Annotated in this window: 20 protein-coding genes and 1 pseudogene; 10 read left to right on the top strand and 11 right to left on the bottom strand. The window is 72.6% G+C overall.

Translation table 11 applies throughout. The annotated features are described in order from the left end of the window. Positions 1-143 precede the first annotated feature (143 nt). On the top strand, positions 144-2,294 hold the full coding sequence (gene helR / locus EV190_RS06080; RefSeq protein ID WP_133740492.1) for an RNA polymerase recycling motor ATPase HelR: 2,151 nt from the start codon (positions 144-146) through the stop codon (positions 2,292-2,294). 18 nt (positions 2,295-2,312) lie between these two features. Here helR and EV190_RS06075 read toward each other — a convergent pair whose 3' ends face one another. After that, positions 2,313-3,545 carry an FAD-dependent oxidoreductase gene (locus tag EV190_RS06075; RefSeq protein WP_133740442.1) on the bottom strand — a complete coding sequence of 411 codons (1,233 nt, stop codon included), beginning with the start codon at positions 3,543-3,545 and terminating at the stop codon, positions 2,313-2,315. Between the two features lie 93 nt (positions 3,546-3,638). Here EV190_RS06075 and EV190_RS06070 point away from each other — a divergent pair, with 93 nt between their 5' ends. Beyond that, on the top strand, positions 3,639-4,370 hold the full coding sequence (locus tag EV190_RS06070; protein WP_133740441.1) for a TetR/AcrR family transcriptional regulator: 732 nt from the start codon (positions 3,639-3,641) through the stop codon (positions 4,368-4,370). On the opposite strand, the gene EV190_RS06065 is transcribed toward EV190_RS06070, so the two are convergent. Further along, positions 4,282-4,713, bottom strand: coding sequence for a nitroreductase family deazaflavin-dependent oxidoreductase (locus EV190_RS06065; RefSeq protein ID WP_243742385.1), 432 nt, complete (start codon positions 4,711-4,713; stop codon positions 4,282-4,284). The genes EV190_RS06070 and EV190_RS06065 overlap by 89 nt on opposite strands. 205 nt (positions 4,714-4,918) lie before the next feature. Beyond that, positions 4,919-5,695 carry a helix-turn-helix domain-containing protein gene (locus tag EV190_RS06060; protein WP_243742384.1) on the bottom strand — a complete coding sequence of 259 codons (777 nt, stop codon included), beginning with the start codon at positions 5,693-5,695 and terminating at the stop codon, positions 4,919-4,921. Between the two features lie 98 nt (positions 5,696-5,793). Here EV190_RS06060 and EV190_RS06055 point away from each other — a divergent pair, with 98 nt between their 5' ends. The 3 genes and pseudogenes from EV190_RS06055 (at position 5,794) to EV190_RS06045 (ending at position 7,324) form a co-directional block, all read left to right on the top strand. Beyond that, positions 5,794-6,597, top strand: coding sequence for an SDR family oxidoreductase (locus tag EV190_RS06055; protein ID WP_208113065.1), 804 nt, complete (start codon positions 5,794-5,796; stop codon positions 6,595-6,597). An 80-nt stretch (positions 6,598-6,677) separates the two neighbouring features. Beyond that, positions 6,678-6,958 (top strand): annotated as a pseudogene (locus tag EV190_RS24405) (helix-turn-helix domain-containing protein); the annotation flags it as partial. A gap of 3 nt (positions 6,959-6,961) precedes the next feature. Continuing rightward, positions 6,962-7,324, top strand: coding sequence for an alpha/beta hydrolase fold domain-containing protein (locus EV190_RS06045; RefSeq protein ID WP_133740490.1), 363 nt, complete (start codon positions 6,962-6,964; stop codon positions 7,322-7,324). 538 nt (positions 7,325-7,862) lie between these two features. On the opposite strand, the gene EV190_RS06040 is transcribed toward EV190_RS06045, so the two are convergent. Further along, positions 7,863-8,315: a VOC family protein gene (locus EV190_RS06040; protein WP_133740438.1), complete on the bottom strand. Its 453-nt coding sequence runs from the start codon at positions 8,313-8,315 to the stop codon at positions 7,863-7,865. Positions 8,316-8,336: 21 nt separating this feature from the next. On the opposite strand from EV190_RS06040, the gene EV190_RS06035 reads away from it, so the two are divergent. Next, complete coding sequence (locus EV190_RS06035; RefSeq protein ID WP_133740437.1) at positions 8,337-8,939, top strand: CGNR zinc finger domain-containing protein; 603 nt, start codon at positions 8,337-8,339, stop codon at positions 8,937-8,939. 190 nt (positions 8,940-9,129) lie between these two features. Here EV190_RS06035 and EV190_RS06030 read toward each other — a convergent pair whose 3' ends face one another. The 5 genes from EV190_RS06030 to EV190_RS06010 all read right to left on the bottom strand — a co-directional run bounded on the left by EV190_RS06030 (position 9,130) and on the right by EV190_RS06010 (position 15,777). After that, the gene (locus EV190_RS06030; protein ID WP_394345496.1) at positions 9,130-9,492 is read right to left on the bottom strand and encodes a DUF6968 family protein; all 363 of its coding nucleotides are present in this window, start codon (positions 9,490-9,492) and stop codon (positions 9,130-9,132) included. 67 nt (positions 9,493-9,559) lie between these two features. Further along, positions 9,560-11,221 (bottom strand): ATP-binding cassette domain-containing protein, encoded by a 1,662-nt coding sequence (locus EV190_RS06025; RefSeq protein WP_133740435.1) that lies wholly within the window; start codon positions 11,219-11,221, stop codon positions 9,560-9,562. A 627-nt stretch (positions 11,222-11,848) separates the two neighbouring features. Further along, complete coding sequence (rox, locus tag EV190_RS06020; RefSeq protein ID WP_133740434.1) at positions 11,849-13,288, bottom strand: rifampin monooxygenase; 1,440 nt, start codon at positions 13,286-13,288, stop codon at positions 11,849-11,851. A gap of 258 nt (positions 13,289-13,546) precedes the next feature. Beyond that, on the bottom strand, positions 13,547-14,920 hold the full coding sequence (locus tag EV190_RS06015) for an FAD-binding oxidoreductase (protein WP_133740433.1): 1,374 nt from the start codon (positions 14,918-14,920) through the stop codon (positions 13,547-13,549). Next, the gene (locus EV190_RS06010; protein ID WP_133740432.1) at positions 14,917-15,777 is read right to left on the bottom strand and encodes an alpha/beta hydrolase; all 861 of its coding nucleotides are present in this window, start codon (positions 15,775-15,777) and stop codon (positions 14,917-14,919) included. Before EV190_RS06010 ends, EV190_RS06015 begins: the two co-directional genes overlap by 4 nt. A 98-nt stretch (positions 15,778-15,875) precedes the next feature. Here EV190_RS06010 and EV190_RS06005 point away from each other — a divergent pair, with 98 nt between their 5' ends. Both EV190_RS06005 and EV190_RS06000 read left to right on the top strand, forming a co-directional pair. Further along, a complete protein-coding gene (locus EV190_RS06005) occupies positions 15,876-16,358 on the top strand; it encodes a MarR family winged helix-turn-helix transcriptional regulator (RefSeq protein WP_133740431.1) in 483 nt (160 codons plus the stop codon). Between the two features lie 105 nt (positions 16,359-16,463). Further along, positions 16,464-17,003 (top strand): hypothetical protein, encoded by a 540-nt coding sequence (locus EV190_RS06000; RefSeq protein WP_133740430.1) that lies wholly within the window; start codon positions 16,464-16,466, stop codon positions 17,001-17,003. 86 nt (positions 17,004-17,089) lie between these two features. Here EV190_RS06000 and pip read toward each other — a convergent pair whose 3' ends face one another. Further along, the gene (pip, locus tag EV190_RS05995; RefSeq protein ID WP_133740429.1) at positions 17,090-18,064 is read right to left on the bottom strand and encodes a prolyl aminopeptidase; all 975 of its coding nucleotides are present in this window, start codon (positions 18,062-18,064) and stop codon (positions 17,090-17,092) included. A 126-nt stretch (positions 18,065-18,190) separates the two neighbouring features. On the opposite strand from pip, the gene EV190_RS05990 reads away from it, so the two are divergent. Beyond that, positions 18,191-19,045: a siderophore-interacting protein gene (locus tag EV190_RS05990; protein WP_133740428.1), complete on the top strand. Its 855-nt coding sequence runs from the start codon at positions 18,191-18,193 to the stop codon at positions 19,043-19,045. Positions 19,046-19,086: 41 nt separating this feature from the next. Here EV190_RS05990 and EV190_RS05985 read toward each other — a convergent pair whose 3' ends face one another. Further along, a complete protein-coding gene (locus tag EV190_RS05985; protein ID WP_243742382.1) occupies positions 19,087-20,211 on the bottom strand; it encodes a dual specificity protein phosphatase family protein in 1,125 nt (374 codons plus the stop codon). A 151-nt stretch (positions 20,212-20,362) separates the two neighbouring features. Between EV190_RS05985 and fdhD the strand changes: the two genes are divergently transcribed. Continuing rightward, positions 20,363-21,199 (top strand): formate dehydrogenase accessory sulfurtransferase FdhD, encoded by an 837-nt coding sequence (gene fdhD, locus EV190_RS05980; protein WP_133740427.1) that lies wholly within the window; start codon positions 20,363-20,365, stop codon positions 21,197-21,199. Positions 21,200-21,216: the final 17 nt, after the last annotated feature.

The raw sequence follows: 21,216 nt of genomic DNA, 5'->3' as shown, positions 1-21,216 counted from the left end.
ACCGGCAGCGGACGACCGAAGGAGAGGGCTTTGGCCACTCCCCTCCACTCCCAAGCTATAGCGCACCCCGGGGCTTGCCACAAGACCCCCCTCATGCCGCAGAATCGTCGACCGTGACCAGAACCCACACCACGGGAGACGACGTGAAACACCCCGCCACCAGCGCGTTCGACCTCCCCGACCACCTCGCCGCCAAAGCCTCCCCCACACTCGTCGCCGACGACGAACAGCACTTCACCGCCATCGCGCACAGCCTCGAACACACCATCTCCGACCTGACCGACCGCCTCCACGCCGAACACGCCACGACCGGCGGAACAGGCCGAGAGGTCCTGGAACGGGACATGGAGGCCCACCGGCTGGCCGCCCGCCTGCGCGCCCTGCGCCGCTTCGGCCTGGACCTGTGCCTGGGACGCATCGTCAGCACGGACCACCCCGAACCCGTGTACATCGGACGACTCGGCCTCACCGACCCCCAGGGACGCCGACTGCTGATCGACTGGCGCTCCCCCGCGGCCGAACCGTTCTTCGCGGCCACCCACGCCAACCCCATGGGACTGGCGAGCCGCCGCAGGTACCGCTGGACCCGCGGCCGGATCAGCGACTACTGGGACGAGGTGTTCACCGCGGACGGATTCGAAGGGCACGCCGCACTCGACGACCAGTCCGCCTTCATCGCCAGCCTCGGCGCCAACCGGACGTCGCGCATGCGCGACGTGCTCGGCACCATCCAGGCCGACCAGGACGCCGTCATCCGCGCCGGATCCCGCGGCGCCCTCGTCGTCGACGGCGGCCCCGGCACCGGCAAGACCGTCGTCGCCCTGCACCGCACCGCCCACCTCCTCTACTCCGACCCCCGACTCGGCCACCGCCGGGGCGGCGTGCTGTTCGTCGGCCCGCACCACCCCTACCTGGCCTACGTCTCCGACGTCCTCCCCAGCCTCGGAGAAGAGGGCGTGCAGACCTGCACCCTGCGCGACCTCGTCCCCGAAGGAGCCACGGCCACGACCGAGACCGACCCCGACGTGACCCTCCTGAAGTCGTCCGCGAACCTGGTGAAGGCGATCGAGGCGGCCGTCAGGTTCTACGAACAACCGCCCACCGAGGCGACGACGGTCACCACGGACTGGTCCGACATCCAGCTCGACCCCCACGACTGGGCCGAGGCGTTCGAGGCGCCCGAACCGGGAACCCCGCACAACGAAGCGCGCGGACAGATCCTGGAAGAACTCATCACGATCCTGACCGACAAGCACGACGACGACGAAGTCCCGCCGGACCTCATCCGGGCATCGCTGCTGCGCGACACGGAACTGACCGGGGCCCTCAACCGCGCGTGGCCGCTGATCGAACCCGCCGACCTCGTCGGAGACCTCTGGACAGTACCCGCCTACCTGCGAAAATGCGCCCCCTGGCTCAGCATCGACGACATCCGTAAACTCCAGCGCGACAACCCCCACGCCTGGACCGTGTCCGACCTGCCCATCCTGGACGCGGCACGCCAACGCCTCGGCGACCCCCGGGCCACACGACGCAGACACCGACACGACTCCGCCCTGGCGGCCCAACGTGAGCACATGGACAGCGTCGTCGACAACCTGCTCCACGCCGACGACGACGGCGAAGGCCTGGTGACGATGCTGATCGGACAGGACATGCGAGACAGCCTGGTCGACGAGGCCGCGCTGCCCGACGCCGCCCCGGACCCGCTCACCGGCCCGTTCGCGCACATCGTCGTGGACGAGGCCCAGGAACTCACCGACGCCGAATGGCACATGCTGCTGCAGCGCTGCCCCTCCCGGAGCTTCACCATCGTCGGCGACCGCGCCCAGGCCAGGCACGGGTTCACGGAGTCATGGCAAGAACGGCTCGCCCGGGCGGGGTTCGACCGGATCAACCTGGCCCCCCTGAACATCAACTACCGGACCCCCCAAGAGGTCATGGCCGAAGCCGAACCGGCCATCCGCGCCGCCCTCCCCGACGCCAACGTACCCACCTCCATCCGCAGCAACGGCGTCCCCGTCACACACGGACCCGCCTCGGACCTGGAACCGCTCCTCGACACCTGGCTCGCCGCCAACCCCGACGGGACCGCCTGCGTCATCGGCGCCCCCTCCCTCCGGTCGACGCCCCGCGTCCGGTCGCTGACCCCCGCCCTGGCGAAAGGACTCGAATTCGACCTGGTCGTCCTCGTCGACCCGCAGGCGTTCGGCGACGGCACCGAGGGAGCCGTCGACCGCTACGTCGCGATGACCCGGACCACCCGCCGGCTCGTCATCCTCACGAGCCCCTGACCACCAACAACACCAGGATCAAGTGGCGGCCGCCCCCCGACCGGCCGGACGGGCGGACCCGGGAACCGACGGCGGCGTCCAGCGCGCCACCGAGGAGAACGCCCGCACCACAGCCCCGCCGGGAACCAGACGGAACACGGAGTTGCGCGCCGCCTGACGCCACCCCCCGCCCAGATCCGCCCCGAACCGCGCCATGAGGACCGCGTGCGCGGCGATCGCCCGGCACCGCGGGCGCCGGACCGCGTCGAACTCCGCCAGCGCCGACCCCAGACCGCACCCGCGCGCCACCCGCCCGCCGACCAGACGCCCGATGCTGACACCGTCCTCCAAGGCGGTGGCGGCACCCTGCCCCATCGTGGGCAGCGCGGCGTGAGCGGCGTCGCCGACCATCACGACCCGCCCCCGCACATAACCCGGCAACCCGCCCGGCAGATGGTAGACGTCGTGCCGCACGAGCCGGTCGGGGGCGGTCGCCGCGATGAGCCCGCCCACCTCGGGCGCCCAGCGGGCGAACCGCGAGCACGCCACCGCGTGCTCGTCGCCCACGACCGCCCCCTCCGGAGCCCGGACGTAGCCGTACCAGTACAACTCCGACGCGCCGACCCGCACCGACCCGAACTCCGCGCCCGGCCCCCAGTACTCGGCCAGGCGCCCGTCACGGGCGGTGTCGGGCACGACCGCGCGCCAGCTCGTACTCCCGCTGTAGCGGGGACGCGCCCCCGGGAAGAGCGCGGCGCGCACCGCGCTCCACATCCCGTCGGCGCCGACCACGAGATCGGCCTCCGCGCGGTGGGCGGCGTCCCCGCTCCGCCACTCCACCTCCGCACGCGCCCCGCCGGGCGCTCCGGGGCGCACCCCGGTGACCCGCGCCCCCGCGGCCACCACCACCCCGGCCTCCTCCGCCGCCCGCAGGAGGGCGGCGCGCAGCCGCTGCCGGTGAAGGCCCAGCAGCGAGACCACCGGGCGCACGTCGGCGCGGTCGTCGGGGATGAGCAGGACGCGACGGCCCCGGGTGTCCCGAAAACCCGTCGCGGTCGTCGCGTACCCGATCTCCGCGACGCGCCCGTCGTCGAATCCGAGCGCGCGCAGCGCGGCGACGCCGTTGGCGGGCACCGCGACCCCGGCGCCGACCTCGGCCGCGCCATCCCGACGCTCCAGCACGGTGGTCCGCCAGCCCTCCCGGGCCAGCGCCACCGCCGACGCGAGCCCCGCGATGCCGCCGCCGACCACCGTCGCCACCGGTTCCCTCATAGCCCGCTCCCTCGCCGTCGGGCGCCCGGCAGGGGACCGGCCGCCATTCAATACGATAGTAGTGATAAGCGTCGCCGACCTATACTGACCCCCATGCCACCCCCCAACCTGCGCCGACGCCACACCCTGGCGGACGCGGCCATCGCCCTCCTCGCCGAGGAAGGGGCACACGGCCTGACCCACCGCGCCGTCGAAGCCCGCGCAGGGGTCCCCGCCGGAACCGCCACGAACTACGCCCGCAACCGCGAAGCCCTCCTCGTCGCGGCCGCCGAACGCGTCCTCGAACTCCACCTCGCGGACATGGCCACCGCCACCGCCCCCGCGGACGAGACACACCCGGCGACCCGCAGGACCACCGACACGCACGACCTGGCCGAAATCCTCGCCGCCTCGCTGTGGACCGCCGCGACCGACCTACGCGACCGCTACCTGGCGATCTTCGAACTCCAACTGGAAGCCCGCCGCCGCCCCGCCCTGGCCGCCGTCCTGGCCCGGCTGAACACCACCGCGCTCACCGCCACCACCGAACTGCACAACGAAACGGGGACCCCCGTACCCGAGACCGCGATCCCCGTCCTCGTCACCCTCTACTCCGGCACACTGTTCACCCTGGTCACCCTCCCCGCCGACCTACTCGACCGAGAACAGGTCCACGCCCTCGCACAGGCGATGGCGCGCGGAGCGCTCACCGGCAGCGAAACACAGACACCACCCGCCGAAACAGAACCAGGACATCTCACCGCCGGGGAACGAACCGGACGAAAGGCAGACGCCGCCCCACCTCCCGGTAATCCCCCTCAGAACCGTCCACCACGAACCCCATGAAGCCCGACAACCTGCGCGCCGCCACCGGATGCCGCCGCGCGTAACGCACCATGGCCTCGCCACCATCCCCCGAGGACAACGGCACACCGGTCACCCGCACCACCCGCCCGCCCACCCGGACCGTCGTCTCCGGCGCGGCCAGGACGTTGCGATACCAATCGGCCCCGGCCCCGAACCCCGAGCAGACCGTGTAACCGCCCCCGGCGTCGCGCTCGACCACCTCCACGACGACCAGACGCCGCTTCCCCGAAACCCGCCCCGTGTGCTCCAACAACAGCAAACGGCCACCCAACAGCCGCCCCAACCGCATCCGGTAGAGATGAACGGGCAACCGGAATAGCATCCGGCCCAACCCCCTCGGCGGTTCCCTGCGCTCCCCGATCTCCATAACCGAAACCCTCTCGCAACCGCCCACCCCACGCCACCCCCCGCACGGCCGACCCGCGACACCCCCACCCCGTACAAGTAACCGTGCGCGTCTCGCACCAGTGCTACGCGAGCGCGCAAACCGCTTTCCGGCTTACTCGCTCCACCCCCTCAATCCCGCATCACCCCTCCCCGACCCCCTTCTCCTGGTAGATCAGGAGCTGGTGACCGGGCACGCTGGCGACATTGAAAGCGTGGAAGTCGATACTCAGCAGGCCCCGGGTGGGATGGCGCAACACCTTCGTCTCGTGGGTTTTAGGCCACACGTCGTGGCGCTCCCACAGGCCGGGGAACTCCGGACTCTCGGCCTTCAGCCGGCCGAGCAGTTCCCGGAGCCGGGCGGGAGCGACAGCGAAGTCGGCACTGGCACGCAGGTTGGCCACAGTCTCCTCGGCGGAAGCCTCCCACTCGACGAAGAACCGACGGCCCTCGGGGGCCAGCAGAACCATCTCCACCAGGTTCGCGGTCTCCCCGAAACCGGCGAACAGCTCCCGCGCCTTCGCGTTCATCGCCAGGACGTCGAGCACCGGATCCAACACGATCGCCCCGGAATCGCTCCAGGAGTCCATCAGGTTCAGCAACTCGACCGGCACCGGCTGGACCGTCGCCTCTGCACCGAGCCGGCGCGCCGCACCGGCCAGCGCGTACAGGTGCCGCTCCTCGGCCACGGTCAACCGCAGCGCCTGGGAGAGACCGGCAAGAATCACCTCCGACGGGCGGGTCTCCTTGCCCTGCTCCAGACTGCGGTAGTAGTCGACACTCAATCCGGCGATCGCGGCGACCTCGTCGCGGCGCAGACCGGGAACACGGCGCTCGCCCGCCGCGGGCATTCCAACGACCTCGGGGGTCACCTTGGCACGGCGGGTCATGAGGAACCCGCCCAACTCAGTGCGTGGCATTCCCCGCCCCTACCCACGGGTACGACGCCAATCCCGGTCAGTGAGGGGGTCGTATCACTACCCCCCGATCCGGCAGAACCGGTTTCATGCTTGTCGACATGAACACAACACAGAACCCCCAACCCTCCGCCCGAATCGTCTCCGGAACCCCGCTCGCCGGACGTATCGCCGTGGTGACCGGCGCCTCCAGCGGCATCGGCGAAGCGACCGCCGTCCGCTTCGCCGAACTCGGCGCGAAAGTGGCACTGATGGCCCGCCGCGGCGACCGGCTCGACCTGCTCGAAGACCGCATCCGCGCCAACGGCGGAACCGCCCTCGCCCTGCCCACCGACGTCACCGACCGCGCCGCCGTCCTCGCGGCGGCCGACCGGGTCGCCGACGAACTCGGCCAGGCCGACCTCGTCTTCGCGAACGCCGGCGTACAGCTCATCTCCGGCATCACCGACCTGGCCACAGCGGACTGGGACGCCCAGATCGACCTCAACATCAAGGGCGTCATGAACACTGTCCAGGCCTTCGTGCCGTCCCTGGAATCGGCCGCGGCCTCCGGCCGCAGCGCCGACCTCATCATGACGTCATCGATCGCCGCCGTCCGGATCCTGGAGGGCTTCCAGGTCTACTCGGCGACCAAGGCCTACGTCACCCAGCTCACCAAACTGCTGCGCACCGAGCTGGGCGGCAAGAGGATCCGCGTGGCGACGATCGAACCGGGCATGGTCGACACCGAGCTGCCGGACCACGTCACCGACCCGGCGGCGAGCAAGCTCATGGCCGATCTGATCGCCCAGATCGACGTCCTTTCCCCCGAAGACGTCGCGGAGACGGTCGCCTTCATGACCTCGGTCCCCAAGCACGTCAACCTGACCGAGATCACCATCCTCCCGACCGAACAGATCATCTAGTGCCGTGGCCGGAAACGTTCGCCCGGGCGAGTGACCGGTGCCAGGGATGGCCGCGACAGCGGTCAACCCCGGGAGCCGCGGTGTCCGCACCCCTCAAAGCCCGCAGGCTCACCGACCCTGAAGGCCGACAACTGCAACGCATCGTCGCATCGTCCGCCGGAGCAGCACCACCACGGTCCGCTACCGGCGGGCGATGATCATCCTGGCCTCGTCCAGCGGCACCGTCCCGGTCATCGCCCGTCTGGCCGCCGACGACGAGAGAACCGTGCGCGAGGTCATCCACGCCTTCAACGACCAAGGGCTGAGCTGCCTGGACCCTAAGTGGGCGGGAGGCCGTCTCCGCCTGCTCACCCCCGACGAGTTAATGGGCATCGACAGCCGCTCTGGCGAATGCGCGAACGAGTGGATCCTCGCCCGAAGTACGCCATACGAAGGACCACTGGCAGAGGGGGCGTCTCGGACGGGAACGAAGGCCGGGCCGAGCCATGAGCAGAAACCGGCCGCCTCGCCCGACTTGAGCAGGCTGATCGACCTCAAGAAGGTCATCGCCTGGGTACGCGAGCACGCCCACCAGTACGGCGCCAATCCGACGCCGCTGTTCGTCGCGGGCAGTTCGGCCGGCGGGCACATGGCGGCGTCGGCTGCACTCACCCAGGGCGACCCCGCCTTCCAGCCGGGCTTCGAGAACGCGGACACCTCGGTCAGGGAGCCTCCGGCGCGGGGGTGATTCGCGTGCCGGTGCTTCGGGTGGGTCGTTCGGCCTCACGCCACGCGGATCGCGGGGTCACGGCGGGCGGCGACGGAGGGTGTCGGTCGGGGCCGCGCCCACGATGTCCGTTTCGCGTGGTTTCCGTTGATGATCTTGCTATTTCCCCTCGAGAACCTTGACTTCGGGGGGGAACAGCAAGATCACCGGACATTAGAGGGCCGATTTCGCCCCCACCCGGAATGATCGTGGGCTTTCCGCCCGTTTCGGGACCGGGAAGGGCGGAAAGCCCAAGACCGTCAACGGAACCACCGGTGCCCGAATCACCCCCGCGCCGGAGACTCCATAGCGCTGCCATCTGCCTGAACGCCTGGTACGGGCCCTACCACGGCCAGGGACCAGAATCCTCGTCGACCGGGACGCGCGTGAAATCCATACGACCGCGAGGCGCGGGGAGCGACCTTGCACGCCGATTCCCCCGTGCGGAGAGCGTCCTCCCCCGCACGGGTGATTCCTGACATCGAACCACCGGATGCCGGGCGGCCCTCCCGTCAACGGCCTACACCGCGCAGAACTCGTTGCCCTCCGGGTCCCGCATGACCCACCAGTGGCCGGCAGGCCCCCTGTCGACCTCGCGGAGGCGGGTGGCTCCCAGGGCCTCCAGGCGGGCCACCAGCTCCTCCAGTCCGCCGGGGGCGCCGTGTACGTCGATGTGCAGCCGGTTCTTGACGGTCTTGTCCTCGGGAACGTCCTGGAAGAGCAGCCGACGGCCGTGGCCGACACCGCTGACCTCGTCGAACGGGTCCTCGGGGTGCCGGATCCCCGCGTAGCCCCGGAAGATCCGGCGACCCCGGTGCTCGGCGACGGCGTCCTCGCCGATGTGGCCCGCGCCCAGCAGGCGGGCGATGAGCGGGCTCGGGTCCTCCACCTCGTACTCCAGCGCGGCGGCCCAGAAGTCCGCGAGAGCGGGCGCGTCCCTCGTGTCGATGATCAGTTTCCAGTGCAGTGCCATGTAACCCTTTATACTGGTTACATGGACTCACCCGCAACCCCCGGGCTGCTGCTGCGCTCCCACACAGGCGCCACCTACCGGTTCGACCCCGGCGCGCTCTGCCTCGAACTGCTGCCCACCGGCGGTCCCGGCGCGTTCAGCCGGTACGAGGTGCTGCACACCCCCGCGGACCTCGCCGCCTGGGCGGACCGGTCGCGGCTGACCCCCACCCCCGAACTGGAGATCTCCGAGGCCGAACTGCGGGCCGCCCGACGCGTGCGCGACGCGCTGCTTCGGACGGCCGTCGCCCGCACACGCGGAGAACCACCCGCCCCCGCCGACCTGGACGCCGTCAACGAGGCCGCCGCCCACCCCCCGCTGACGCCCGCCATCGGCCCCGACGGCGAACGGCGCTGGGCCGGAACCGCCAGCGGGACCCAGCTCATCGCCACCGTCGCACGCGACGCCGTGGACCTGCTGACCGGCCCGTTCGCGCACCGCGTCCGAACCTGTTCCGCCGACGACTGCTACCTCGTCTACGTCGACACCTCGCGTCCGGGCAACCGCCGCTGGTGCTCCATGGAGCACTGCGGCAACCGCCACAAAGTGCGGTCCCTGCGCGCGCGACGCTCCGTGGAAGAGTGACCGCCCACAGTTTCCGGCTGGTTCGAGCCTTTTGGAGGGGCTCCGTAGGAGACCTTTGTGTTTGTTTTCTTTGTTTTTGGGTTTGGTTACAAAACCAGCACCTTTACGTTGTAGATTTCATACTGCCCACCGGAGACGAGTGCGGACCGGGTCGGGGGCCGGGGCGGCAAAGTCCCGGCCCCCGACGCCGTCAGCGCGCCGCCCGACCACCGCCGGGCGGCGCCGACCCGTACAGCTCCGGGTCGACGTCCAGCCCCAGGCCCGCCTGGCCCAGCCAGTCCAGCCGGACCGACGCCGCCTCCGCCCGCTCCCCCAGCTTCAGCCGCAGGCTGTACACGCACAGCAGGAAAGCCTGCAGGGAGTCGACGCCGAAGGACGCCTCCACGGCCTCGTCTCCCAGGCCCAGAATCTGGTGGGGGCAGCACCAGTCCCCTCCCGGGAGGGTGTCCGGCACCGGCTTGCCGATCCGCACGACCACCGGTGCGCGCCCGCCGTCCTCGGCGACGGCATCGATCCGCCGCTCGGCCACGACCTCACCGATCGCGTAAGCCATCGTCACGGGTTCCCCAATCCATCGGTGTTCCAACGCGGGTGTACACGGTAGCGAAGACCTCGGACCGTCAACCGGCCTCCGACCCGTCCAGCAGGTCTCGGACCTCCTCGGCCGTCGTCTCCCGAAGCTCCTCCCCCAGGAACAGCCAACGGGTGACGCCGACCGACTCCAGGAAGGCCAGGTCGTGGCCGGCGATCAGGAGCGCGCCCCGGTAGGAGTCGAGCGCGCTCGCCAGCTGCCGCACGCTGGCGGCGTCGAGGTTGTTGGTCGGCTCGTCCAGAACCAGCAGCTGCGGAGCCGGCGCGGCGAGCATCGTCGCCGCGAGGGCGGCCCGGAAGCGCTCCCCGCCCGAGAGGGTGCCCGCCGACTGCTCGGCACGCGCCCCCTTGAACAGGAACCGCGCGAGCTGGGCGCGGATGTGGTTGTCGGTGACCCCCGGGGCCAGGCGGGACACGTTCTCCGCGACGCTCAGCTCCTCGTCCAGCACGTCCAGCCGCTGCGGCAGGAACCGCAGCGGCACGAACACCCTGGCCTCACCGGTCAGCGGCGCGATCTCCCCGGTGATGGTACGCAGCAGCGTGGTCTTGCCGGCCCCGTTGCGCCCGACCAGCGCGACGCGTTCGGGGCCGCGCACCTGGAGGCCGCCCTCGCGCAGCCCGCCGAACCGGAGGCCCACCCCGTCCAGGCTCAGGACGGTGCGGCCCGCGGGCACCTCGGTGTGGGGAAGGCTCACGCGGATCTCGGCGTCGTCGCGGATCGCCTCCGCGGCCTCCTCACGCCGCTCGCGCGCGTCGTCGAGCCGCTCCTCGTGCACGCCGCGGAGCTTGCCCGCCGACTCCTGCGCGGACCGCTTGCGCCTTCCGGCGAGGATCTTCGGGATTCCCCCCTGGGCGTCCAGCTTCCTGCCGTTCCGCTGGCGGCGGGCCAGTTTGATCCGGGTCTCCTCCAGCTCCCGCTTCTGCCGGCGCACGTCCGCGTCGGCGGCCCGCAGCGTCCGCTCGGCCGCCTCCTGCTGGGCGGCCAGCGCCTCCTGGTAGGCGGACCAGCCGCCCCCGTACCAGCGCACCACCCCGGAGCGCAGGTCGGCGACGCGGTCCACCCGCTCCAGCAGGTCGCGGTCGTGGCTGACCACGACCAGCACACCGGAGCGCCAGGAGTCGACCGCCTCGTAGAGCCTGCGGCGCGCGAACAGGTCGAGGTTGTTGGTCGGCTCGTCGAGCAGCAGGACATCGGGGCGCTCCAGCAGCAGCGCGGCCAGGCGCAGCAGGACGGTCTCACCGCCGGACATCTGCCCGACGGTGCGGTCCAGCCCGACGCCGTCGAGTCCGAGCGAGCCCAGTGTCGCCAGGGCCCGCTCCTCGACGTCCCAGTCGTCGCCGACCGTCTCGAAGTGCTCCTCCCCCACGTCCCCGGCCTCGATGGCGCGCAGCGCGGCGCGGCGCTCGGCGATCCCCAGGGCCTGGTCGACGCGCAGTGTCGTGTCGAGGGTGATGTTCTGCGGAAGATAGGCGAGGCTGCCGTCGACCGCCACCGACCCGTGGGAGGGCCGCAGCCGACCGGCCAGGAGCCGCAGGAGGGTGGACTTCCCCGAGCCGTTGGCGCCGACGAGGCCGGTGCGGCCCCGGCCGACGCCGAGGGAGAGCCCGTCGAAGACGGTCGTGCCGTCCGGCCACCGGAAGGACAGGTCGGAGCAGGTCACGGCGGCGCTGGGCACTGTGGATTCGGACATGGCGGTTCTCGCAGTCACAGACGTGGTCGGAAGGGGCTTCGTATGCGAGCACCACGCGGCGACCAGACCGTGGGAAGGGAGAAGTGCGGCCGTCCGAAGAGCAAGACAGAGACGGCTCGTGCACCGAGGTCGCATCCGCGCGGGGTCACGGGCGGCAGAAGAGCCGGCTACGGCGTGACGGGTGTACCGCGCGGTGATCGCGGACCTCAGATGCGCAACGTCCACCTCTATCGGAGACGACAGGACTCTGGCATCCTACCCCGATCCCCCGTTCACGGGAATCCCGGAACGCGACAGCCGTGGGGTGTACTTCGCGGGGCCTCGAACCGGCCGGGGTCCGGCACCGGAGCACGCCGGAGGCAGGTCCCGGCCCGAAGGGCCGGGACCGCGCCCATAGTGTCCGTTGCATGGGGGTTTCGTTGGCGGTCGTGAGCTTTCCGCCCGTTCCGGGGCCAGGAAGGGCGGAAAGCCCACGATCATTCCGAGCGAGAGCGGAACCGGCCCTCGAACCGCCGCGTCACGGACGTCCGGCGGGCACGCGCGGGCCCCCGGCCCCACCCGCCGTGACGGCCCCCGAGCGGACCCTGATCCGACAAAGCCCGAACCACCCCCGCGACGGAAACTCCCTCAGCCGGCGGAAGCGCCGAACCACTCGGGCAGTCGGCCGAGCAGCTCCTGCTGGTCTTCTCCGACCCACGCCACGTGCCCGTCCGGCCGCAGCAGCACCGCGGGCGCGTCCAGCTCCTCACTGACGTCGACGACGTGGTCGACCCGGTCCTGCCAGCCCGCCACCGTGAGCCGGCCGGTCTGGTCGAGCAGCAGTCCGCGGCCGCCCCGCATCAGCTCGTAGAGGCGTCCCCGCTTCAGCGTGACGTCCCGCATCCGCCGGCCGAGCAGTTCGTGGCCCTCGCCGAAGTCGTAGCGGACCTCGACCGCGGTGATCATCCCGGTGACGTACCGGTTCACCTCCTCGAAGTCCATCAGCCTCGAGAACAGCTCCCGCAGCGCGACCGCGCCCGGGTCGGTCCCCAGCAGCGTGATCTGCGCGCGGGTGTTCTCCAGCACGCGGGCTCCCACCGGGTGCCGTTCGGCGTGGTAGCTGTCCAGCAGCCCCTCCGGCGCCCAGCCGTTGACCGCGGCGGCCAGCTTCCAGCCGAGGTTGAACGCGTCCTGCACGCCGAGGTTGAGCCCCTGCCCGCCGGTCGGCGGGTGGATGTGCGCCGAGTCCCCGGCCAGCAGCACCCGGCCGACCCGGTAGCGCTCGGCCTGCCGCGTGGCGTCGCCGAACCGGGACAGCCAGCGCGGCGAGTGCACCCCGAAGTCGGTGCCCGCGAAGGCCCGCAGCTGCCGCTTGAACTCCTCGAGGGTCGGCGCGGTCGCGCGGTCCTCGGCCACCTCGCCGGCGGGCACGAGCACGCGGTACACCTTCTCGTCGCCCTCCTCGGCGGGGGCGAGGCCGAACCGCAGCTGGGTCTTGCGGACCTCCTCGACGACGGCGGCGATCGTCGCCGGGTCCTCGGCCACCTCCATGTCACCCAGCAGCGTCTCGACCGTGGCGGGCTCGCCGGGGAAACCGACGCCGAGCCGCTTGCGCACCACACTGCGGGCGCCGTCGCACCCGACGAGGTAGCGCGAGCGCAGGCGGGCGCCGTCCGCCAGCTCGACGGTCACCCCCTCCTCGTCCTGGCCCAGCCCGACCACTTCGCAGCCGCGCCGGATCTCGACGCCGAGTTCGAGGGCGCGCTCGTTGAGCAGCCGCTCGGTGACCGGCTGCGAGACGGCGAGGCCGTACGGGTGGGCCGTGTCCAACCGGTCCGGCCACGGCTTCATGATTCCGCCGAAGAGACCGCCGACCCGGAACTTCTCACTGACCGCGAGGAACCGGTCCAGCATGCCGCGCTGGTCCATCACCTCGACGCTGCGCGCGTGCAGGCCGCGTCCGCGGGACTGCGCGGTCGGCTCGGTCAGCCTCTCCAGCACGACCACGCGCACTCCGGCCAGCCGCAGCTCGGAGGCCAGCATCAAGCCGGTCGGTCCGCCGCCCACGACGACCACGTCGATGTCCATCACCTGCCACCCTCCTCGTGTTCCTTCGCCGCGTCCCCGCGCGACCCCGTCATCGTCAACGACACACGCACTTCGCCACTCCCGTTTCCGCGGGTTCTAACCTCGGACAGCGATTCTGCGGCACGACCGGGGTCTTGCCGCAAGCCCCCGGGTGCGCTATACGTTGAGAGTGGAGGGGAGTGTCCGGAACCCCCCGCCGACCGTCCGCCGCAGCCGGACGCCCTTCTCGGCCTCGCCCTGCCCTCCCCCCCGATCCCCTCAGCCCCGGATCAGCCCCCGGCCGGGCGGGATGTTGTGGTTGAGGCGGAAGGTGTTCTCCGGGTCGTAGACGGCTTTGAGGTCGGTCAGCCTCCGGTAGTCCGCGGCGTCGTAGGCGGAGCGCACCTGTGTGGCGGCGTTCTCGCCGTTCATGAAGTTGAGGAACCGGCCGCCGGTGCTCCATGGCGTGATCGCCTCGAACATGCGCGCGTGCGCCGGCCGGATCCGGGCGATGTCGGCGCGTTCCAGCCGGGACACCACGTTGAACAGGTATCGCGCGTCGCGGTTGCCGACGGCGTTGCCCACGGCGGGCGGGTGGGCGAGCCTGCCGCCGAGGTGGCGCAGTTCGACGACGTGCGGCACCGGCGCGTGGGGACCCGCCAGGTCGAGGACGGCTTGCACGGCGGCGGCGTCGATCTCGCCGAGCATGGCCGTGCCCGACTCGACCGCGCCCGGTGCGACGGGGTCGTTGTAGATCGACCCGGCTTCGGCGTAGGCCAGCTCGCCGAGGGTGTCGCTCATCGGGCCGATGGCCCGCAGCGGCGCCACCAGGCGCTCGCCGGTTCCGGGGCCGCCGGCCGCGCAGGCGACGCGGATATGGACGGTGTGACGGCCGCGCACCGGCTCGGGGATCGCCGGAACGTCCGGCAGGGAGATCAGCGCGACCGAGGAGTTCATCGCCTCCGGCACCGTGGCGGCCCATTGCAGGTAGGCGCCGAAGACCTCGGCGGCCTTCTCAACGGGAAAGACCAGCGCTCCGCCGTACAGCGTGGTGACCGGCATCAGATCGATCTCCATCCCGGTCACCACGCCGAAGTTGTCCCGGCCGCCGCGCAGAGCCCAGAACAGGTCCGGCTCGCGGTCCCGGGTGACGTGCCGAAGGCGGCCGTCCGCCGTGACGACGTCGAGGCCGCGCACGTGGTCGGCGGAGTAGCCGAAGGTCCGGGACAGCAGGGCCAGGCCACCGCCGAGGGTGTAGGAGACCGCGCCCACGCGCGGGGCCGAGCCGGACAGGGGCGCCAGTCCGGCCTGCGCCGCCCTGTGGACCACCTGATCCCAGCGTGTCCCCGCGGACACCCACGCGGTGCCGGCATCGGCGTCCACCCGGACGGCGCTCATCCGCGCGGTGGTGATCAGCACTCCGCCCTCGGCGGCGACGGCGGCCGAGGCGTGCCCGGTGCCCTGCACCGCCACCGGGAGCCCGCGGCCGCTCGCGTACGCCACCGCCGCCTGCACGTCGGCGGGTCCGGCGGCGCCCACCACCAGGTCGGGACGGTGCCGGCGGGCGGTCTGCCAACCGGCGCGCTCCTCGTCGTACCCCTCGTCGCGGGGCGCGAGTACCGGCCCTGTCACCCGGTCGGCCAGCCGGTTCATGATTCCTCCTTCTCGCCGCCGGAGCGGGCGGCCAGGAACCGGCCGGCACGCTCCAGCGCCGCTGCCGCCTCGGCCGATTCGTCGTCGAGCTGGAACACGTGCGGTTGCCCCGGGACCACCTCCAACGTCACCGCGACCTCGTCGGCCCCGGCACGTCCGGCCAGCCGTACGGCGTCGTCCAGCAGGAGCTCGCGCGAGCCGACCTGGATCAGCAGGGGCGGCAGCCCGGTGAGATCGGCGAAGACCGGGCTCGCCTCGGGCGCCGCACCGTCGCCCCCGGCGAGGTACCGATCGAAGAGCCACGCGAGGTCGGCCGGAGCGAAGACCGGGTCCACCCCGTTCTTGGACCGCATGCTCGCGCCGCTGAGGGTCAGGTCGACCGCCGGCGAGAACAGGACCGCCGCCGCAGGCATCGGCAGGCCCGCGTCCCGGGCGCGCGTCATGGTGACGACAGCCAGAGCGGCGCCGGCCGAGTCGCCCGCGAGCACCAGCCGCTGCGGATCGACACCGGAGTCCAGCAGCTCGCGGTAGGCCGCCAGGCAGTCATCGGGCGCGGCCGGGAACGGGTGCTCGGGCGCCAGCCGGTAGTCGAGCGAGACCGCCCGGCCGTCCAGGTGCCGCAGCAGCGCGGCGGAGATGTGGGCGGTGACTCGCGCCGACCCGACCACGAACCCGCCGCCGTGGAGGTACAGCAGCACATCCTCGCCCGCCGTGCCGGGCGTCGCGGTCCTCAGTTGCAGTGCCGGCCGCCCGCCGAGTGTCGTCGCCGACGAGGTGACATCCGCGGGCAGGGACCGGGTGAACATCGCCGCGAACCGCTCGCGCCGTTCGGTGATGCCGTGCGTTTCGTCTTCCATAATTTAGTCAGGCCTCCTTACAGTCAAGGAACCTTACCATTTTGGCTGATACTGTCAAGCGACCTGATGAACTCGCCCGGGAGAAGGACCGCACGACGATGACGACGCGTTCGGAAGGCGGGAGCGGCAACCCGAAGCTGCCGCTCCCCACCCTGCTCACACAGGTCAGGGACATCGCGATCGAGGGACTTCACCAGCAGCTGGCCGACGAGGGGTTCGAGGGGATCCGGTACGTCCACGGCTCGGTCTTCCGATGCATCGACGCCGAAGGCTCGCGGCTGACCACGCTCGCCGAGCGCTCCGGACTCACCAAGCAGGCGATCGGCGAACTTGTCGGCGACCTGGAGGAGCACGGCTACCTCGAGCGGGTCGCCGACGAGACCGACCGCCGCGCGAAGATCATCCGGCTCACCGACCAGGGCAGGGCGGCCCGGGCCGCAGCGGCCCGGATCCTCGCCGGCGTCGAGCAGCGATGGTCTCGGCTTCTCGGCAGCGACCAGGCCGCCACACTGCGGCGCGCTCTGGAACAGGTCGTCGCCCTCGAAGCGGCCAGCACTCCGGCCGCGTCCCCCCCGCGGTAGGCGCGCCGGCACGGCGCCTGGACCGTCTCTCGACGACCTCGACGCCGGCGCCCTGCGACGCCCGTCTCGGGGGCGCCGGCGTCGAGGTCGTCGAAGGTGGCGGCTGTGTGGATCCGGCTCCTGCCGCGCGTCCGGGAACGGGTCGTCACCGTCCCGTCCGACGGCCGCAAGGCGGGCTCGACCGACGTCGAGGACCTCGACCGGGAGCGCGGGCCGTACCGGGCGCTGGCCGCGTACGCGCGGGCCGAACCCGCCGACCTGCTGTTCACGTCGGAACTCCAGCGGCTCCTCTCCCGAGCCGGCTCACCGGTGGTCTCGACCGCCGCGCACCCCGGCAGGGCGGCCACGAACCCGCTGAGGTCCGACGGCCGGCGAGGCGCGCGCCGCCTCGCGCAGAAGGCGGTGGTCGGCCTTTTCGCGCAGAGCGACGACGACGGCGCCCTGCCGACGCTGCACGCGGCCGTGGCGGGCGTTCCGGGCGACGGCTACGCGGGCCCGAGCGGCTTCCTGGAGGGACGCGGCGCGCCGAAACCGGTCGGCCGCCCGGCGAGGGCGCGGGACGCCGGGGCGGCGCGCCGCCTGTGGAAGGCCTCCGAGGACCTGACGGGAGTCGCCTTCCCCCGGGGCTCCCTCCGAACCGCCTGATCCTCGTCCGTCGACCGCGTCCCCGCGACAGGCCGGAAGTCCTCAACGCGGTCCTCCCGCTCCGGGGTCCCGCGCCCCCCCGGGCCTCAGCGGTCGTTCCGGGGTGCTTCGCCGAACCGCGCGACCGCCTCCAGGACCGCGTCCCGCATCGCGGGGCCGCCCGTGTGGCCGGAGTCGTCGATCACCCTCAGCTCCGCGTCCGGCCACGCCTTGGCCAGCTCCCAGGCGGTCCTCAGCGGGCTGCTCAGGTCGAGCCGGCCGTGGACCAGCACCGCCGGGATCCCCGCCAGCCGGTGGGCGTCGCGCAGCAGCCGCCCGTCGTCGAGCCAGGCGCGGTTCGCGAAGTAGTGCGCGCAGATCCGGGTGAAGGCCGCCATCGCGTCGTCCGGCCGGTCGCTGTACCGGCCCGGGGCGCCCGTGGTCTCGTGGGCGATGACGGCGTCCTCCCAGGCGCACCAGTCCCGCGCCGCCCTGGCCCGGACCGCCTCGTCCGGACTGTTCAGCAGCCGGTTGTAGGCGGCCACGAGGTCGCCGTCCCGGTCCTCCTCCGGAACCGCGTCGCGGAACGCCTCCCAGGGCCCGGGCAGCAGGCGCCCGACACCGCGGTAGAGCCAGTCGATCTCCTCGGGCCTGGTCATGGTGACGCCGGCGATGACGACCTCGCTGACCCGCTCGGGGTGGCGCTCGGCGTAGGCGAGGATCAGCGTCGAGCCCCAGGAGCCGCCGTAGAGGAGCCAGCGGTCGACGCCCAGGTGCTCGCGCAGCCGCTCCATGTCGGCGACGAGGTGGTCGGTGGTGTTGTGCTCCAGGCCGACACCCGGATCCGAGGCGTGCGGCCGGCTCTCACCGCAACCGCGCTGGTCGAACAGGACGATCCGGTAGACCTCGGGGTCGAACGTCCTGCGGCTGCCCCGGCCTCCCCCGCTTCCGGGGCCGCCGTGCACGCACAGGGCCGCCTTCCCGTCGGGGTTGCCGCTGGTCTCCCAGTAGACCTGGTTGCCGTCGCCGACATCCAGGAGGCCGCGCGCGTACGGCTCGATCGGCGGGAAGGGCTGGACCAAGGCATCCTCCTGACGACGCGGACGACGGCCTCCCGGGCCCGCGGAGGGCCCCGGGCCGTCCACCGAGCGACTAGGCTGACCATTGCTTAGGTTCGCCTAACCGTATCGGAAAGTAGGTGGAGGGCCATGTCCGACCGTCCCGCACGCGAGGCACCACGCGCGTTCCGCACCGTGGTGCGCTCGGTCGAGCGACTGACCCCGCACATGATCAGGGTCGTCCTGGGCGGGGACGACCTCGCCGGGTTCGACCCGAGCCGCCACGCCGACAGCTACGTCAAACTGCTGTTCCCCAGGCCCGGTGTGGCCTACCCCGAGCCGTTCGACATGGCGGCCGTCCGCCGCGACCTGCCCCGGGAGCAGTGGCCGAGCACGCGCACCTACACGGTGCGCTCCTTCGACCCCGAGTCCCTGGAGATGGCGGTCGACTTCGTCCACCACGGCGACGAGGGGCTCGCCGGGCCGTGGGCGGCGAATGCCCGCCCCGGCGACCCGATGAACCTGCTCGGCCCCGGCGGCGGGTACGCGCCCGACCCCTCGGCCGACTGGCACCTCCTGGTCGGCGACGAGAGCGCCCTGCCCGCCATCGCCGCGTCGGTGGAGCGGCTCCCCGACGACGCCCGCGCCCACGTCCTCGTGGAGATCGCGAACGCGGACGAGGAGGTCAAACTGTCCGCGCCCGCCGGGGCGGAGGTCACCTGGGTGCACCGCGGGTCGGGCCCGGTCGGTTCGGCCCTGGTCGCGGCGGTTCGCGCCCTCTCCTTCCCCGGGGGCCGGGTGCACGCGTTCGTGCACGGGGAGGCGGGCTTCGTCAAGGAGCTGCGCAGGCTGCTGCGGATCGACCACGGCATCCCCCTGGAGCAGCTGTCCGTCTCGGGCTACTGGCGCCTGGGCAGCGACGACGAGGCCTGGCGGTCGGTCAAGGCCGACTGGAACCGCCGCGTGGAGGACGAGGAGAGCGCGGCGGCGCACGAGGGCCGGTAGCGGCCGGGGACGGCGGCCCGGCCGGACTTCCGCGGTGGCCGTCAGCTCCTCGGGGTCCTGGTCAGGGCCGGGAGGCCGTCGGGGAAGAGCAGGGCCGGCGGGTCGGCCAGGTCGACGCCGTCGAGGGCCGCGGCGGCCCGGCTCAGTTCCGGGTTGTCCAGGTGGCCCGCCACCGTCTCGATGACGGTTCGCAGCGCCCGCACCACGTCGGCCCCGCCGGTCAGGGACGCGTACCGGGCCGCGACGGCGGGGGTGCGCGACTGGCAGGCCGCGCAGTGCAGCAGCACCCGCTTGCCCTCCGCCCGCATCGCCGCCACCGCGCGCGCGGCGTCGTCCAGCACGAAGTGCAGATTGGGGTTGGCCCCCGGGCTGTCGTGCAGCCACACCTCCACGACGTCGCCGGGGGCCAGGTGGCGGGGCCGGTCATCGGCGCCCATCCGGCACAGCGACACCACCGCCTCCGCGTCGGCGCTGTCGCGCACGTACTCCATGTTGCACAGCGTGACCCCCGGGTCGTACGGGTGCGGCACCGCGAACGTCCGCCGGTTCTCCCGGTCCAGGGTGGGGTGGACCTGGGTCCGCTTCTGCGGCCACTGCTCGGGCGCGTCCCCCCGGACGGCGACGAGCGCCTCCGTGACCAGGCGCCTCGGCGGCGCCACCGCGGCGAACGCGCGCTGGGCCGCGAGCGGGACGCCCGACACCCCCCAGCGCGCGCCGGCCAGCGCGCCCGCGTACCGGGCGGCCTCGACACCGCCCCGGCCGTGGGCGGCGCGCACCGCCGTGACCAGTTGGGCGCACGGGAAGACCCCGCGCGCGGCGTCCAGTCCCGGGGCCGGGGCCGTGGCGGCCGCGCCCCATCCCACGGCCGACGGCCCGGAGCCGGCCCCGGGCGCGGGCACCTCCCCGGTCAGCACGGTCGCGCGCAGCGCCCGCGACCATCCGTCCCCGGGGTCTCGCCCCTCGTCGGCCAGGCCGCGCAGCACCCCGGTGACCAGGGCGCCCACGCCGCGCGCGTACTCCCGCCCGTCGTCGGGACCCGCCTCCCGCCCGGCCAGGACCGGCGCCACCGCGCCGCCCACCATCGCACCGGCCACCCGGTCCCAGATCGGGTCGCGCTCCTCCCACTCCCCGGCCATCGCGCCCTCTCGTCCTCCGCGTTCGACCACCCTGTGGTACCTGCCCCTCTTCCCCCCTTCCGTCCCCCGCCGTCCCCGGCCGCATCCGGTCAGCGGTTCCGGGGGCCGTCTCCGGGGCGCCGACCGGATAGTTTGGCCGGTGGGGCCCGGGACCGGGCACACGAGGCGGGAGGGCGAGCCGATGGGACGCGTCACGGTTCGGGAGAAGGTGCGGCGGATCGACGGCGGGACGGCGCGCGACCGCGTCGACTCGCTGGTGGTGGAGGAGCCGCTGGAGATCCGCCTGGGCGGCCGGGCGCTGACCGTCACCATGCGCACCCCCGGCCACGACTTCGAACTCGCCGTGGGGTTCCTGGTGAGCGAGGGGGTCGTCGCCCGCGCGGAGGACGTCCACTCCATCCGGTACTGCGCGGGGGCGGCCGAGGACGGGGCCAACACCTACAACGTGCTGGACGTGGTACTGGCCGCGGGGGTGCCGCTTCCCGAGGGCTCCCTCGAGCGCAACTTCTACACGACCTCCTCGTGCGGGGTGTGCGGCAAGGCCAGTCTGGACGCGGTGCGCACGGTGGCCCGGTTCGCCGTGGACGGGGACGGCGCGCGGTTCGCCTCGTCGACGCTGGCCGCGCTCCCGGACCGGCTGCGCGCGGCCCAGAAGGTGTTCGCGCGCACCGGCGGGCTGCACGCGGCCGCGCTGGTCACGCCCGGGGGCGAGCTGCTGGCGGTGCGCGAGGACGTGGGGCGGCACAACGCCGTGGACAAGCTCGTGGGCTGGGCGGTCAACGAGCGCGGCCTGCCGCTGGGCGGCACCGGCCTGCTGGTGTCGGGCCGCGCCTCCTTCGAGCTGGTCCAGAAGGCCGTGATGGCGGGGATCCCGCTGCTGGCCGCCGTGTCCGCCCCGTCCTCCCTGGCCGTGGACCTGGCCGCCGAGGCGGGACTGACCCTGGTCGGATTCCTGCGGGGGGAGTCGATGAACGTGTACACGGGTGGTGAGCGGGTCGTCGTCTCCGGGGTGGGGTGACACCCCGACCGTCGCCT

This window comes from Actinorugispora endophytica, from assembly GCF_004363075.1.
GTDB classification, from domain to species: Bacteria; Actinomycetota; Actinomycetes; order Streptosporangiales; family Streptosporangiaceae; genus Actinorugispora; species Actinorugispora endophytica.
Note: the sequence above shows the minus strand (reverse complement) of the source record. Positions and strands in the feature narration are given on the sequence as shown.